The organism is Ahrensia marina (assembly GCF_042140245.1).
Lineage (GTDB): Bacteria > Pseudomonadota > Alphaproteobacteria > Rhizobiales > MH13 > MH13.
Genome location: NZ_CP159483.1, coordinates 2,213,774 through 2,227,946 on the forward strand (window position 1 = coordinate 2,213,774; position 14,173 = coordinate 2,227,946).

Consider the following 14,173-nt stretch of genomic DNA (forward strand, 5'->3'; position numbering starts at 1 on the left):
TGCCCACTTTTCCTACCAACGCTTTGAAGGAACGCATTATGACTGCTGACCATCTTCCCAATAAACTTGGTGTCCACGCGCTGGTTTGGACCGCGTCGTGGGATGAAGATTACCTCAATCGCGCGTTCGAGCATTCGCGCCGTATTGGCTATGAATTGATCGAGCTGCCGCGCTTCGACCCGTCGATGATCAGCGCCGATAAGCTTCGCAAGCTACTGGATGCACACGATCTGAAATGCGCCATCACCATGGGCCTCGCTTGGGATGCAGACATCTCCAACCCTGACGCTGAGATCGCGCGGCGTGGTGAAGAGATGCTAGACACTGCCGTGTCAGCGGCACGAGATATCGATGTGGAACTGCTCGGCGGCATTCTTTACTCAGCGCTTGGCAAGTACCCCAAGGCACCCACCCGAGAAGGACGACAGAACGCTGTCGATGCCCTTCGTCGGATCGCCGATAAAGCGCAGGCGGTCGAGGTGCCGATGGTGCTTGAGATCGTCAATCGCTACGAGACGAACCTTTTGAACTCCACCGATCAAGGTCTACAATTCCTTGCTGATATTGGTCATGACTGGCCGAAGCTGCATCTTGATACGTATCACATGAACATCGAAGAGTGCGATATCGGTGATGCGCTCCGTCGTGCCGGTGACAAGCTTGGCTACTTTCATATCGGTGAGAACAATCGCGGGCCGCTTGGATCCGGGTCAATCGATTTCGCCAGTGCTTTCACGGCACTTCGAGACATCGACTACAAGGGCTGGATCACCTTTGAGAGCTTTTCATCAGAGGTTCTTGATGAGGGGCTTTCCAATGATATTGCGATTTGGCGTAACATGTGGACTGACAATGTCGCGCTGTCCGACCACGCCTACCGCACTATGGTGAGCCACATCGAAGCCTCGATGGTACGGTCAGGTCAAAGCACGCCATAATCACGCTGCGCAACGCTGACACTCACCTCTGGCGGTCCGCCTACGCCTGCCGGTCCGGTGAAGCTGCCCGTCAGTGGGATTGCTTGTGATGGTTTGCGCACACTGGCCACTTTGATGAGGTCGGCGGTCCCAGTGAGGTTGTTGGTGGGGTCGAAATCAACCCAACCAATGCCCGGTACGAACAGTTCTGCCCAGGCGTGGGTTGCTGCTGCACCCGAATACGCGTCTTGTCCGCCATCCAGTGCTGGCGAATAAAGATACCCTGTAGCAAAACGCGCTGCAAAACCGAGAATGCGAGCGGCCTCCATCATGAAGAAGGCATAGTCGCGGCACGTCCCGGCCCCGCGGGCCAACAGCTCCAGCGGCTTCAGCGTGCCTTCATCATAGCGTGCCTCATAGGTGAAGCCATCATAAACAGCCTGCATCAGGTTACGGGCGACCTGTAGGCCATCGCTGTTGTTGGCGATGCCGCGTGTGTCGATCCAGTTTTGCAGGTCCGCTGCTGCATGCTCATCATCCATCAAAATGAGCGTTGCCAGATCGCGTCGATCTTCAGGGCTGTACTGAATTGGATAAGGAGCTTGGCGGCCATCAACAACCAGGTTTTCAGGCAGTGACGGAAAGCGTTCCAGGTCCAAAGTTGAGGTGACAATCAGTTCCTGAGACGATCCGCTAAACGCGATGGTCGCAATGGAGTTGCCAAAAACATCGAATGACCAAACCACTGGTGCGTTGGGCGACAGCGTAAGGGTGGCGTTGACCACGCGTAGGTGGTGGCCATCCCGCGGACGTAACATGGCACGGTGGGTGTGAAGGTCCACCGGTTGCGAGAACTGGTAGCGCGTTTGGTGGGTGATACTGAAACGCATGGCGCGGCTTGATGAACCTCAATGTGGGGTATGCGGATGTAGCGCTAGCTTGCACGCGTGGGAAGCTGAACTTGCGTTTTGGCATGCGCTTCGCACGAAAGGATAGCGACGATGTGTGGTCTTTGTGGTTTTGGTTTGGGTGATGCGCAACTGGTCTTGGAACTGGACGAGACGAAGGCCCAGGCATTAGAAGGTGACCGTGCGCTGGAGGACATGTTTGAACAGGTCACTCCGGCGCCGATGCCGCGAACCAACGTGAAGATATCCAAAGCCCGTGCCGACTCAAGCGACGCTGACAAGCGATCCCTTCTTGCCCTTGTTGCGCGCGCTGTTGCCATCCTATGGGCGAAGCACGTCGGAGGCTCTCGACCGGCTCACGGTCTCTGAGAATCACACCTATTGCGCGGGCTCTGGAGGCCAAAAGCTGGTTCTGAGGGTGCATCGTGCTGGGTACCACGACCGGAGCGAGATTCTCAGCGAGTTGGACTGGATTGCTGGCCTGCATGACAGCGGCACTGTAACCACCGCCGTTCCAATCGCTCGCCAGGATGGTGAGAGGTTAAGTGCTGTAGAGCTTGACGGTCAGCGGCATTGGGTGAGCGCGTTTTCGTTTCTTGAGGGCGAGGAACCGAAGGTTGGGCACCACTTAGCCGATCGTTTTGAAGAGCTTGGTATGATCAACGCCCGGCTTCACCAACACGCGAGGGGCTGGGCTAGGCCTGATGGGTTTGTCCGCAAACGCTGGGACTTTGATCTGATGTTTGGCGCTCGTCCCATCTGGGGCGATTGGCGTGCAGCTTACGATCAAAGCAAAGATATCGCTCTGTTGGAAGGTTTGGAGAAACATCTGCGCTCCACCCTGGACGACTATGGTGATGGGCCGGACCGGTTTGGCCTGATCCACGGCGATCTAAGGGTTGCCAACCTGCTTGATGATGGCAACCGGTTGGCCGTGATCGACTTTGATGATTGTGGGTTCAGCTGGTTCGCTTACGATTTTGCTGCGGCGATCAGCTTCCATGAAGAGGATGAGGCTGTGCCCACACTCCAGAATGCCTGGCTTAAAGGCTATCGCACTGTCGCGCCTTTTGGTGATGAGGATGAGGCTATCTTGCCAGCCATGATCCTGGCGCGGCGTTTGTTGCTGACTGCGTGGCTGGCCAGCCGTGCGGGCAATGATACCGATGCGCTTTATGGGCGTGGGTTTGCCGAAGGCACTGTCCGTTTGGCACAAGCCTATTTGGGTTAGACCGCCCGCGCTTCTTTCATCACTTCAGCGCGCAGCGCTTCCATTTCCTTGGCGCCTTTGCCTGATCGATCGGTGTCCATGATCACCAGGCCTTGCTTCATCGCGCCTGCGAAACCAACACGATTGCCGATACGCGTTTTGGCAAGCGGTGCGTCGATCTCGCTGAGTGCGTCTGCCATTTCTTCGGTGATCGCAGCTCGTGGCGGCACGCGGTTGAGCACCAGCAGGGCAGGGGTTCGTTCTTTGCCTGCCAGTGCAATCGTTGAGCCGCAGGCCCAAACATCCATAGGTGAGGGCTGGACGGGCACGACAACCAGCGTTGCTGCTTCGATGGCTGGTCGCGCTTCGGTGTCGGTTTTGGGAGGCGTGTCAATGACCACAGCATCATGGCTGCCTGCCAAATTGCGTGCTTCGCGGCGAGCACCCCAGCCTGATGCTGTGCGGAAGGTCAGGCCGGTTTCATCCTCACCGAGTGCTTGCTCGCGCGCCTCAAACCATTCGCCGAGACTGCCTTGGGGGTCGCAATCGAGGATCGCTACGCTCATCCCTGAATAGGCAAGTGCCGTGGCCAAATGCGCGGACATGGTGGTCTTTCCAGAGCCGCCTTTTTGCTGCGCAACAGTGATGATCAATCCGGCCATGATACCTCTCCAACGCTTCCATCAGCGCGTGCGATTCCGTTGGTCGGTGAGTTTATGTTGCAGTGCACAAAATAACAAGGGTGGGGAATTCATGCCTCGATGCGCTGTGCGATGACCAGTTCGCCAGGTACCGGCACGTCTTGCTCCAAGCGTACCGTGATGCGGTCTATGCGCAGCGGTTTCCAGCCATGCTTTTTTAAGGTGCGCACCAAGCAAGCGGAGGAATGGGCAAAGCGTTTGTGTTCGCCGACCTGAAAATCCCAGGCATCGCCGGGCAAGTGTTCGCTGGAGAAGGCAAGCACCGACCCTGGTGCCGTCACATCGCTAAGCGCTGTGAACAGAGGATCAAGATCACCCAGATAGGGCAGGACATCGGCGGCGGTGATCAGGTTGTAGGGGCCGACCGCTTCTTGTGAGCGCAAAAAAGCAACCGCTTCGCCAACATACAGATCGTTGTAGATTTCAAGCTCATCGGCGATCTCGATCATTGTCGGGGCGAGGTCAACGCCGGTTCGTTTGACGGTGACATCTTCCAACGCCATGGCGCAAAGGCCTGTGCCGCAGCCAAGGTCAAGCCAGGTTTCAAAAGGGCCAAGCGTCAGAGCCTTCAACCCATCAGCGATCAACAACGGCACGTTGTAGCCCAACTCGTCGACCAGGATCGCGTTGAAACGATCAGCCGTTTGATCGAAAAGTGCCGCCACATAGGCGTTCGGTGCCTTTGCAGGGTGCTCGCCGGTGAGTTTGGCCAAACGTAGCGAGACGCCCAGATGATCGTCCGGGTCGTTCACCATCAATTGCTGGTAGAGCGTAACAGCTTGCTCTGTGTTGCCCGTCACATCGGCTTGACGTGCCTCATCGTAAAGCGCGTCCATGGCATCCCAGTCGATGGGCGTGTCTGTCATGCTAACCTCGTCGTGTTCCAGCAAAGGAAAACGCCATGTTCCGTGTTGAACCTTATCTGCGGCACCTTCTACGCAGGAGCTTTGCGGTTTTTCTAGCGTTTTTTGGTGTCGTCGCTGTTCAGGCCAATGCTGCGGAGTTGGCCGAGGCCAACATCATCGGGTACTCCGTGGACGGACGCTACTTTGCGTTCGAACAGTTCGGTGTTCAGGATGGGTCAGGTTTTGCCTATTCTGAAGTCTTTGTCATAGACCTGGAGAATGATCGCTGGGTGCCGGGAACCCCGATCAGAAAACGTGGCGTCGATGAGACAGAGCGCCTCTTTGATGTGCGTGCCGAAGCGATGGCCGATGCTGAGCCGCACCTTGATCGCCTCCATATCAGTGCTGCGTTTCGGACCCTGGCAGCAACAACGCCAATGGAAGAGGGAGACCAAGAGCGCCGTCTGACCTTTAATCCACGCCCTATTCTCACGCCTATTGATCCGCCAAGAACGATGCGCCTTGAAAGATTGCCCATGGCGAGCCCCCGCGACTGCTTTGATATGGTCGAAACAGCGGGTTTCATGCTCACCTTGCAGGTGGAGGGCTTCGCTGAACAGACCATCCATCGCGACGATCGTTTGCCTTACTCACGCGCTTGTCCAGCCCATTACGGCATCGCAGCCATCATAACGCCCTTTGATCGTGACCCTGGCCGTGCTGTTGCCTTGATCAGTGTTTATCAACTGGGGTTTGAAGGTTTGGATCGGCGCTTTCTTGCAGTTCCGTTCGATTTATCCTTCTAATGGTGTGGGAACCGGCAGCGTAAGGGTCGGTGGGGTAGAAGGCTTGTTACTGCGTGTTCAAAAAAATGCTTCTCGACGCTTTGGAAAAAGCGCCGCCACGTTCCGTGGACGATCTTGCTGTGTTTTTCGAGCGTTCGCGGGCTCGGCTGGAACAAAGTTTGGACAAGGGCCAAGTGAGCGGCGATGAGCGCGAACGCTATCTGGCGCAGTTTCAGGCTGGCTTGAATGAAGCGCAGGTGGATTTCTTAAACCGCGCTCTTGAAGCCCAAACGGGTGATTTTGAACCGCCACATCTGGCGCCGTCACCATTAGATGCGTTGAAAACAGCGCTCAAACAACCTGCCATTTGGATCGTCCTTGTGCTCGTTTTGTTGATTGGCCTGACAGTTGGACTGCTTGTTGGTGGCTAGCCAACCGTCAACGCCAGCCATGTGACCAGGCCAATGTACGTAACGTGGTGGGCAGCCTGGTCAGCGCCCAGGGCAATCCAAAATCCATGACGATCCGGCGTTAGCTTCATGCGGCGTGCTATCTGCGCTTTTGCCCAGTCTATGTGATAGTGGATGAGGCCGTCGGCGAGTGCCAGGATGAGTGCAGTGGCCAGGCCGATAACCCCAAACATCGCTGCAACTACACCCACAGCCAGCGCACCAAGCGCATGCAGCCCGGCGTGCACCAGCCCGCCAGGGTGTCCGTAATGCCCTTTGTTACGAACCTGCCAATCACTTTGGAACACAAAGTCGAACAGGAAATGTTTGGCTTGCAGGCCAAGAAGGATCGCCAAAGCGGCGATGGGATCAAGGAGCATATAGATCAGGCCAAGTGGTGAGATGTGGTGCCGCGCAATCAGTTTAGACGCGGCGGCGAAGGCAAGCGGTGACGTAGGTCACATTTAGGTGGATTTCAAATGCAACGTTCTCGCTAACTCAAGAAAGCTGACGCCATCTGCGTTGGTATTGACGGCGGTCATCACAGCGGTACCTTGGTAATATTACGAATAAAAACAATGTCCCCAAGAAGAGGGTAGCAACCAAACGGAGGATCGACCCATGGATTTTGAAGATAAGCAGTTGCCTGTCGCATCGGATGAAGATCAGCGTTCTGTCGATGAAACGCCTGTCGAAGGCGGTCGTCGCGCGTTTTTGAAGGGCACCAGTTTGGCCGCTCTCACCGCCATGATGGGTGTCGGTATTCCCTTCGGGCGCTATCTGCCGGAAGGCTATCAACCCGTCGGTTTGGCCCATGCACAGGGCGTCGATATGGAGGCGATGGCCGACAAGGATGGTGTAACCATCCTCAATGAGCGTCCCGTGAACGCAGAGACGCCAGCCCACCTCTTGGACGACAACATCACGCCCGCCAGTCGCCTGTTTGTGCGTAACAATGGCATGGTCCCTGAGCAAGCCTTCACCATGGATGCCTCTGGCTGGACCTTGACCGTCGATGGCGAGGTCGAGACGCCACTCACGTTGACCCTCGATGATCTGCGCAACAATTACGAGGTCGTGACGCGCCAGTTGATTTTGGAGTGTGGCGGCAATGGCCGTGCCTTCTTCAATCCTGGTGCATCGGGCAATCAGTGGACCACCGGTGCTATTGGCTGTCCTGAATGGACCGGTGTTCGGCTGCGGGATGTGCTCAACAGTGCTGGTGTTCGACCGAGTGCTGTCTACACCGCTCACTACGGCAATGATCCGCATCTTTCCGGCGATCCCGAGAAAGAGTCCATCTCGCGCGGCGTGCCCATCGAGAAAGCACTAGAAGAAGATTCTTTGATAGCCTTTGGCATGAATGGTGGCGACTTGCCGGGCATTCACGGCTTCCCGCTGCGGTTGGTTGTGCCGGGCTATCCAGGGTCGGCTTCGCAAAAATGGCTTGACCGTATTTGGGTGCGCGATCAGGTGCATGACGGGGCTAAAATGGGTGGCTATTCGTATCGCCTGCCGGCCTATCCTGTCGCCCCGGGCACAGAAGTGCCTGAGGAAGACATGGTGATCATGGACACCATGCCGGTGAAGTCGCTGATCACCAATCCAGCTACCGGTACGCAAGTGGATCGTGCGTTTTCGGTGCGTGGCCATGCCTGGGCCGACGGCGAGGTGGAAGCGGTGGAAACATCTATCGACTTCGGCCAGACATGGCAGCCAGCATCGCTTGGTGCGCCGCGCAACCGTTTTGCTTGGCAGCATTTCACCGCTTCAATCACCGTGCCGCAGGCTGGCTATTACGAGGTGTGGGTGCGTGCCACCGATGACCAAGGGCGCACGCAACCGCCAACCACGCCAGGTTGGAACCCACGTGGTTATGGCAACAACATGATCCATCGGATCGCTGTGGTAGCTGCCTAGGTTCTCCACCCTTGCTCGCAGCCCGGTTTAGCTGGGCTGCGGGTTTCTCTCTCAAAATGCAGGCATGTGCGATGACGTTTCTGAGTGTGCGCGTGGGGCGAACCCTTGCGACGGTGTTGATGATGGTTGGTGGGACAGTCTCTGCTTTGGGCCAGTCTGCAGTTCCTGATCCAATGGCCAGTGCTATTCCCAATCCTATGGTGCCGCTTGCGAACCCGATGACGGTCACACCCTTGTCACCCAATCCCATGACGCCAACGCTGACAGCGCCTGTTACGGGGCCGAGCGCGATGCCAAACCCCGTCATGCCCAATCCGATGCCCCCTGGTGGCGGCATTCTCAACCCTATGGTTGTCACGCCTCAAACCGGTGAAGAGCAAATCGCGCTGCGTCCTGATCTTGGCAATTTGCCTGATACGCCCGGTGTTGAAGACACCTATTATTCTTGCACCGCCTGTCATTCGGCCCAGACCTTTGCTCAGCAGCGGCTGACCGATGCGCGTTGGGAGTATCTTTGGGACTGGATGATTTCGGACCAGAACATGCCCGACTATGGACCTGAAGCGCGTGAGACGATCCTTGCTTATTTGCAAACGCATTTCTCGTCGGAGCGATAAAGAGCACGCCATGCGCGATTGATGTTTGCACAGCGCTGCAACGCCGATTAGAAGGCGGGTCTATCCCTCTTTCTCGGTCAGTGCGGGGCGTTTATGGCGCGGCAATTCATCTATCACATGTCAGGTCTTTCCAAGGCGTACGGCGCCAAGAAAGTTCTCGATAACATCCATCTCCAATTCTACCCGGATGCCAAGATCGGCATTCTGGGGCCGAATGGTGCCGGTAAGTCCACGGTGCTGCGGATCATGGCTGGTCTCGACAAAGAATTCACCGGCGAAGCTTGGTTGGCTGACGGCAAGACGGTTGGCTATCTGCCACAGGAGCCGCAGCTCGATGAAAGCCTAACATGCATGGAAAATGTCATGCTGGGCGTGGCGGACAAAAAGGCGATCCTCGACCGCTACAATGAGCTGATGATGAACTACTCCGACGAGACAGCGGAGGAGGGCGCGCAGCTTCAAGACTTGATCGATAGTCAAAATCTTTGGGATCTGGAAAGCCAAGTTGAGCAGGCGATGGATGCCCTGCGCTGTCCCGCTGGCGATGCATCGGTGGAGCATTTGTCGGGCGGCGAAAAGCGCCGCGTGGCGCTCTGCCAGTTGCTGCTGTCGCAGCCAGATTTGATCCTGCTCGACGAGCCAACCAACCATTTGGACGCGGAAACCACAGCGTGGCTTGAAAAGCATTTGCGCGAATATCCAGGCGCCGTGTTGATCATCACCCATGATCGCTACTTCCTGGACAATGTGACTGGTTGGATCCTTGAGCTCGATCGCGGCAGGGGCATTCCCTACGAAGGCAATTACTCTGCCTACTTAGAGGCCAAAGCCAAGCGTATGGCGCAAGAAGGTCGCGAGGAGGCCTCGCGCCAGAAAGCCCTGGAACGCGAACGCGAATGGATCGCTGCAAGCCCAAAGGCCCGCCAGACCAAATCCAAAGCGCGCATCAACGCTTATGATGAGCTTCTGCAAAAGGCAGAAGCGCGCGCACCCAGCGCAGCGCAGATTGTTATTCCGGTGGCCGAGCGTTTGGGCAACAATGTCATCAAAGCGGAAGGTCTTTCCAAAGGTTTTGGCGACAAGCTTCTGATTGAGGATCTCAATTTCAACCTACCACCTGGCGGCATTGTTGGGATCATCGGACCGAACGGCGCTGGTAAGACCACGCTGTTCAAAATGATCACGGGCCAAGAACAACCAGACTCTGGCACAGTCACCATCGGTGAGACCGTAAAACTTGGCTATGTCGATCAAAGCCGTGATGCGCTCGACCCCAAAAAGACCGTTTGGGAAGAGATTTCAGGCGGCGATGAAATCATCAAACTCGGCACCAAAGAGATCAATTCGCGCGCGTACTGCTCCAGCTTCAATTTCAAGGGTGGCGATCAGCAGCAACCGGTGGGCACGCTCTCGGGTGGTCAGCGCAATCGGGTGCATTTGGCCAAAATCTTGAAGTCAGGCGCGAACGTTCTGCTGCTCGATGAGCCGACCAACGATCTGGATACGGAAACGCTCGCCGCGCTGGAAGATGCGCTGGAAGAGTATGGCGGCTGCGCGGTGGTGATCTCGCACGATCGCATGTTCCTCGACCGTCTTGCCACGCACATGCTTGCCTTCGAAGGCGACAGCCATGTGGAATGGTTTGAGGGCAATTTCCATGACTATGAGCAGGACAAGATCCGCCGCCTCGGCCCAGAAAGCGTGAACCCGAAACGGGTGACGTATAAAAGGCTGACCAGGTAAGGCGATGTCCATCTACAACGCCAAACGTTTCGAAGCGCGGGTTGATGGACTGTTTGCGGCCTTGGGCGAGGGTTTTGTGTCCTCGCCGGTTGAGAGTCTTGATCTCACCTATGAAGGCATTGCCGGGGACCGCCATGGCGGGTTGACCCGTCAGTCTGGTGGGCGGGAGCCTTGGTACAAGCGCGGCACAGAAATGCGCAATGAGCGCCAGCTGTCCATCCTCTGCCGCACTGAGCTGGCCGATGCAGCTGCTGCCATGAAGCTGGACAAGATCGAGCCGGAATGGATCGGCGCGAACATCGTGCTTGCAGGCGCGAAGGATCTTTCCAAGCTTCCACCGCGTTGTCTGCTCTTCTTTGAAGGTGGGGCGACCATCAAAGTGGATGGTCAGAATGCCCCGTGCCGTTTTGCCGGCGAAAGCATTGCCGAGCGCTACCCTGAGCATAATCCAAAGGCGCTGGCTCTGGCTTTTCCCAAGAAAGCGGTTGGCAAACGTGGTCTGGTTGGTTGGGTGGAAAAGCCGGGCACCATCACGGCGGGCGAAACCGTCACCGTCCAGGTGCCAGAGCAGTGGATCTGGGAAGGCTAGAAACCCTCTGGGCGCTCGCGCAAGTGTGACCACCCGTTGGCTGTACGCTTTCTGATATGTCGCTTACACCAGAAGACGTGATGCACACCGTTTTCGCACGCTATTGCGTTCTGGCTTTTTGGATTGTGATGTCGGCTGTAGGGTTTGTTTTGCCCGCAACGGCGCAAACCCTTGCACCAACTGAGCTGGAGGGTGACTGGGGTACCCCAGAACAATGCGCTGCGCAGGATGCCGCTGGGCCTGATACAACCGTTTCACATGTGCGCGATGCGCCCTACCGCATTAATGGCCACTGGTTGTCTCGCTGGTTCTTTTACTGTCGTGTGATGGAAGTTTTCCCAGGTGAAGAGGGTTTTCGCGTGTGGGTTCTCTGTGGCGAAGATGCCATTGAACGCCCGTGGGAGATCGACATCACCCAGAACGGATCGTCGATTTCCATGCGATGGTGGGCACTGGGTGAAGACGCCTTCGTTTCAGCACCTTGGGACGTTGGTCCACTGCAGCGTTGCACACCAGCTGAAAGCTAGCGATGTTCTGCCAAGGCGTCGGTTGAGTAGGAAAAGCGGTTGGTTCAGTGTGCGGCGATGAATGATGAATGTTGCAATCAGTATGTGAATAAAGCGACCAGGCGGCTGCGGGTCTTCTGTTTCATGGTGGGTGCGCTATGCTTGTCGCCTGTTGTGGCCAGCGCGCAAATGATTTCCTCTCAGGATCCGGCCAGCATTGCCAAGCTGCTGCGTGATCGTGGACAGACGGCCATCGTCACGGTTGATGAGTTCAACGATCCTTTCATTGAAACCAGTGTCGACAACGTCGACTACAACATCATTTTTTATGGTTGCACCGAGCACGAAGCGTGCACATCGCTGTCTCTGCGAGCGCAGCGCATGAGTTCGGGTCGCGCATCTTTTGAAGCGATGAACAATTGGAACACTGAGCAGCGTTGGACCAAGCTTTACACAGCCGACGTTAACTCAGCGATCCTGGAAATGGACTTTTTGTTCCACGATGAGGCCATGAGCCGTTCAGCGTTCGCCGCCTATCTTGATATCTGGGATCGCTCTGTCGCGGAGTTTGTTCGTTTCATCGATGATGGCGATTACGAGTTCGTCGATTAAGCCATCTGTGCGGACATAAGCGGGCCAAACGTCATCCGCCATTAGTTGCAATTTGAGCAATCGATTTGAACGTTTGCCAACGTCCGACTGCTACCTGTGATAGTGGGAAGACGGTGGAGGGACAGCTGTGAGCTGCCCCGATGAGTGAATTAGTAGATTTTGAGCGCGTGGAAAGCACGCACTCGCAAGAAGAGCGCAATCGGCTGATGACCCATGTGGTTCAGCTTTATGCGTTGACAACCGACCGGATCAATCCGGAGCTCCTGGCTGTCTATGATGATGTTTTGGTGCGCCTGGCCGACCTCGTCGAAGAGGAAGCACTGGCTTTTGTTGCTGAGAAGCTCGCTCCGCTGGCCAAAGCGCCACGTGGCATGGTGCGCAAGCTTGCCGCTGAGCCTATTTCCATTGCCCGACCTGTTTTGGAACAGAGTCCACTGCTCTCCGATGAAGATCTGACCGACCTTGTGGTTGAAAAGGGGCTCGATCATATGGACGCGATTGCCGCGCGTCCGCACGTTGCTCCGGCGGTATCCTCGGCCATTGTTGAGCACGGCAATAACCCTGTGAAGGTGAAGCTCACGCGCAATGAGGGCGCAAAAATCTGCGATGACTCCTACGCCAAGTTGGTGAGCGATTCACGCAGCGATGAGAGCCTGCAAAGCTCGTTGGCTGATCGCGAAGATCTGCCTGTCAGCGTCGTGCGCGCCTTGGTGGATGTTGCCAGCGTTTCGGTTCGCCGCAAGCTGCTGCGTCATGGCCGCCCGGAGGTTGCCAAGCGTGTGACCGAGGCTGCCGGGTTGGCCGCTGAGCGTCTCTCCAACGAACAGTGGCTGCTGCGTTATGATTTTGAAGCTGCCTACCGCACCGTCTGCAAAACGCTTAAATCTCAGCCCGTGAACGAGGCCTCGGTGGCGGCTATGGCGAACTCAGGCAAGTTTGCCGAGGCAGTGGTGATGTTTGCACTTTGTGCTGGTGTTGCCTTGGAAGAGTCCAAGCATTGGTGTGTGCGTGCTGATCCAAAGCCCTTCCTGATTGTTTGTAAGTCGATGCGGTTCTCATCGGATACCGTTGCATCCTTCTTGAAACTCGGGCCATGGCTGCGCCGCTTGGACCGTGATGAGCGTGAACGTGCGATGTTCGACTATGAAGCGCTGGACCAAGCGATGGCCGAGCAAATCTTCTCCGAATGGAAGAAGCGCCGGGTCGATCAGAAGGCCGCCTAGGCGAAGCCAAACACTTCCTGTTGTTACGAAACCCCGGCGGACGCACAGAACGCCGGGGTTTTGGTATGCGCTACGGTCTTGCACCTTCGTTCATATCCGCATAAAGATATCTTTATGTCTTTTGTGCAAGAGTAGGTTGTGACCCGATCCTTTGATGCCAGCATTGAAACACTGAAAGCGCTCGCTGAGCCGACGCGGCTGCGGCTGCTTGCTTTGTTGCAGCATGGCGATCTCAGCGTAAAAGATCTGACAAGTCTTCTGGGGCAAAGTCAGCCAAGGCTTTCGCGGCACCTCAAGCTGCTCTCCGATGCCGGTTGGATTGAGCGGTTCCCTGAGGGTGCTTGGGTCTACTACCGCATCGCCGAAGATCCTGCTTTGCGAGCGGTGTGGGATGCGACCTCAGCACTTGTTGGGCTTGAGAACTCCGTGTTGCGCGATGACGCGGAGCGTCTGTCGCGCCTGAAAGCTGAACAAAGCGCGCAGGCGCAGGCCTTTTTCCAGGAGCATGCTGCCCGTTGGGATGCTCTGCGCGCTGACCTGGTGCCTGACAATGATGTTGAAAAGGCCATTGTTGATGCCCTCGGTCGGGAGCGTGTTGATCGACTGCTGGACATAGGCACAGGTACGGGTCGTATGCTGGTTTTGTTGTGTGATCTCTATGCCAGCGCTATCGGGGTCGACCCTACGCACGCTATGCTTCAAGTGGCACGCGCAACACTGGCTGAAAACGCCATTGACCATGCTCAGGTGCGCCATGGAGACGGTTTGGCGCTTGGTATCTCGCGCGATAGCCAAGACCTGGTGACGTTGCATCAGGTCATGCACTTTTTTGACGATCCGCGTCCGTTGCTTGCTGAAGCCAGGCGCGTTCTGTCACCATCTGGACGCCTTTTGATTGTCGATTTTGCTCCGCATGGTGTCGAAGCTTTGCGGAGTCAGCATCAGCATCGTCGTCTGGGTTTTGATGGCGAGGAGGTTGGCCGTTGGCTTGAAGCGCTTGATTTGCGCGTTGATCCGCCCATCCTTTTGAACAACACCACGCGCAATACCGGGCCAACTTTGCCGGTGTACATCTGGCTTGCCCATGACACCCGTTTGCTCGTTGACCCACCATCTGTTGCTACGCCTGTCGCGTTTGCCTGAGGACA

Annotated in this window: 16 protein-coding genes; 12 read left to right on the forward strand and 4 right to left on the reverse strand. The window is 56.4% G+C overall.

From position 1 onward, the window contains the following. The first annotated feature begins 38 nt into the window (after window positions 1-38). Entirely contained in the window at window positions 39-938 is a 900-nt protein-coding gene (locus tag ABWH92_RS10830) for a TIM barrel protein (protein WP_375568229.1), read from the forward strand. Here the strand turns inward: ABWH92_RS10830 and ABWH92_RS10835 are convergent. After that, entirely contained in the window at window positions 923-1,807 is an 885-nt protein-coding gene (locus ABWH92_RS10835) for a transglutaminase N-terminal domain-containing protein (protein ID WP_375568231.1), read from the reverse strand. The two genes, ABWH92_RS10830 and ABWH92_RS10835, sit on opposite strands and share 16 nt — an antisense overlap. Window positions 1,808-2,081: 274 nt before the next feature. Between ABWH92_RS10835 and ABWH92_RS10840 the strand changes: the two genes are divergently transcribed. Next, complete coding sequence (locus ABWH92_RS10840) at window positions 2,082-3,056, forward strand: phosphotransferase enzyme family protein (protein ID WP_375568233.1); 975 nt, start codon at window positions 2,082-2,084, stop codon at window positions 3,054-3,056. Here ABWH92_RS10840 and parA read toward each other — a convergent pair. Both parA and ABWH92_RS10850 read right to left on the reverse strand, forming a co-directional pair. Next, entirely contained in the window at window positions 3,053-3,697 is a 645-nt protein-coding gene (gene parA, locus ABWH92_RS10845) for a ParA family partition ATPase (RefSeq protein ID WP_375568235.1), read from the reverse strand. The genes ABWH92_RS10840 and parA overlap by 4 nt on opposite strands. Before the next feature lie 89 nt (window positions 3,698-3,786). Continuing rightward, entirely contained in the window at window positions 3,787-4,602 is an 816-nt protein-coding gene (locus tag ABWH92_RS10850; protein WP_375568237.1) for a class I SAM-dependent DNA methyltransferase, read from the reverse strand. Window positions 4,603-4,637: 35 nt separating this feature from the next. Here ABWH92_RS10850 and ABWH92_RS10855 point away from each other — a divergent pair, with 35 nt between their 5' ends. Both ABWH92_RS10855 and ABWH92_RS10860 read left to right on the forward strand, forming a co-directional pair. Further along, window positions 4,638-5,387, forward strand: a complete 750-nt coding sequence (locus ABWH92_RS10855; protein WP_375568238.1) for a DUF2259 domain-containing protein — start codon at window positions 4,638-4,640, stop codon at window positions 5,385-5,387. Between the two features lie 53 nt (window positions 5,388-5,440). Then, window positions 5,441-5,797, forward strand: a complete 357-nt coding sequence (locus ABWH92_RS10860; RefSeq protein WP_375568240.1) for a hypothetical protein — start codon at window positions 5,441-5,443, stop codon at window positions 5,795-5,797. Here the strand turns inward: ABWH92_RS10860 and ABWH92_RS10865 are convergent. Continuing rightward, window positions 5,794-6,195, reverse strand: a complete 402-nt coding sequence (locus ABWH92_RS10865) for a DUF3307 domain-containing protein (protein WP_375568242.1) — start codon at window positions 6,193-6,195, stop codon at window positions 5,794-5,796. The two genes, ABWH92_RS10860 and ABWH92_RS10865, sit on opposite strands and share 4 nt — an antisense overlap. Window positions 6,196-6,436: 241 nt before the next feature. On the opposite strand from ABWH92_RS10865, the gene ABWH92_RS10870 reads away from it, so the two are divergent. The 8 genes from ABWH92_RS10870 to ABWH92_RS10905 all read left to right on the forward strand — a co-directional run bounded on the left by ABWH92_RS10870 (window position 6,437) and on the right by ABWH92_RS10905 (window position 14,168). Further along, entirely contained in the window at window positions 6,437-7,735 is a 1,299-nt protein-coding gene (locus ABWH92_RS10870) for a sulfite oxidase (RefSeq protein WP_375568243.1), read from the forward strand. A 71-nt stretch (window positions 7,736-7,806) separates the two neighbouring features. Continuing rightward, complete coding sequence (locus tag ABWH92_RS10875) at window positions 7,807-8,352, forward strand: hypothetical protein (RefSeq protein ID WP_375568244.1); 546 nt, start codon at window positions 7,807-7,809, stop codon at window positions 8,350-8,352. A 93-nt stretch (window positions 8,353-8,445) separates the two neighbouring features. After that, window positions 8,446-10,095 carry an energy-dependent translational throttle protein EttA gene (gene ettA, locus ABWH92_RS10880; RefSeq protein WP_375568246.1) on the forward strand — a complete coding sequence of 550 codons (1,650 nt, stop codon included), beginning with the start codon at window positions 8,446-8,448 and terminating at the stop codon, window positions 10,093-10,095. A gap of 4 nt (window positions 10,096-10,099) precedes the next feature. Beyond that, complete coding sequence (locus ABWH92_RS10885) at window positions 10,100-10,684, forward strand: MOSC domain-containing protein (RefSeq protein ID WP_375568248.1); 585 nt, start codon at window positions 10,100-10,102, stop codon at window positions 10,682-10,684. 56 nt (window positions 10,685-10,740) lie between these two features. Next, entirely contained in the window at window positions 10,741-11,211 is a 471-nt protein-coding gene (locus ABWH92_RS10890) for a hypothetical protein (RefSeq protein ID WP_375568249.1), read from the forward strand. A gap of 168 nt (window positions 11,212-11,379) precedes the next feature. Then, window positions 11,380-11,802: a YbjN domain-containing protein gene (locus ABWH92_RS10895; RefSeq protein WP_375568251.1), complete on the forward strand. Its 423-nt coding sequence runs from the start codon at window positions 11,380-11,382 to the stop codon at window positions 11,800-11,802. A 140-nt stretch (window positions 11,803-11,942) separates the two neighbouring features. Then, window positions 11,943-13,025, forward strand: coding sequence for a DUF2336 domain-containing protein (locus ABWH92_RS10900; protein WP_375568253.1), 1,083 nt, complete (start codon window positions 11,943-11,945; stop codon window positions 13,023-13,025). Window positions 13,026-13,163: 138 nt separating this feature from the next. Next, the gene (locus tag ABWH92_RS10905; RefSeq protein ID WP_375568255.1) at window positions 13,164-14,168 is read left to right on the forward strand and encodes an ArsR/SmtB family transcription factor; all 1,005 of its coding nucleotides are present in this window, start codon (window positions 13,164-13,166) and stop codon (window positions 14,166-14,168) included. Window positions 14,169-14,173 lie beyond the last annotated feature (5 nt).

Bases quoted from the DNA above. Each gene is read 5' to 3' on its own strand.
- ABWH92_RS10830 (WP_375568229.1), top strand. From the start codon at position 39: ATGACTGCTGACCATCTTCCCAATAAACTTGGTGTCCACGCGCTGGTT.
- ABWH92_RS10835 (WP_375568231.1), bottom strand. From the start codon at position 1,807: ATGCGTTTCAGTATCACCCACCAAACGCGCTACCAGTTCTCGCAACCG.
- parA (WP_375568235.1), bottom strand. From the start codon at position 3,697: ATGGCCGGATTGATCATCACTGTTGCGCAGCAAAAAGGCGGCTCTGGA.
- ABWH92_RS10850 (WP_375568237.1), bottom strand. From the start codon at position 4,602: ATGACAGACACGCCCATCGACTGGGATGCCATGGACGCGCTTTACGAT.
- ABWH92_RS10855 (WP_375568238.1), top strand. From the start codon at position 4,638: ATGTTCCGTGTTGAACCTTATCTGCGGCACCTTCTACGCAGGAGCTTT.
- ABWH92_RS10865 (WP_375568242.1), bottom strand. From the start codon at position 6,195: ATGCTCCTTGATCCCATCGCCGCTTTGGCGATCCTTCTTGGCCTGCAA.
- ABWH92_RS10870 (WP_375568243.1), top strand. From the start codon at position 6,437: ATGGATTTTGAAGATAAGCAGTTGCCTGTCGCATCGGATGAAGATCAG.
- ABWH92_RS10875 (WP_375568244.1), top strand. From the start codon at position 7,807: ATGACGTTTCTGAGTGTGCGCGTGGGGCGAACCCTTGCGACGGTGTTG.
- ettA (WP_375568246.1), top strand. From the start codon at position 8,446: ATGGCGCGGCAATTCATCTATCACATGTCAGGTCTTTCCAAGGCGTAC.
- ABWH92_RS10885 (WP_375568248.1), top strand. From the start codon at position 10,100: ATGTCCATCTACAACGCCAAACGTTTCGAAGCGCGGGTTGATGGACTG.
- ABWH92_RS10890 (WP_375568249.1), top strand. From the start codon at position 10,741: ATGTCGCTTACACCAGAAGACGTGATGCACACCGTTTTCGCACGCTAT.
- ABWH92_RS10895 (WP_375568251.1), top strand. From the start codon at position 11,380: ATGATTTCCTCTCAGGATCCGGCCAGCATTGCCAAGCTGCTGCGTGAT.
- ABWH92_RS10900 (WP_375568253.1), top strand. From the start codon at position 11,943: ATGAGTGAATTAGTAGATTTTGAGCGCGTGGAAAGCACGCACTCGCAA.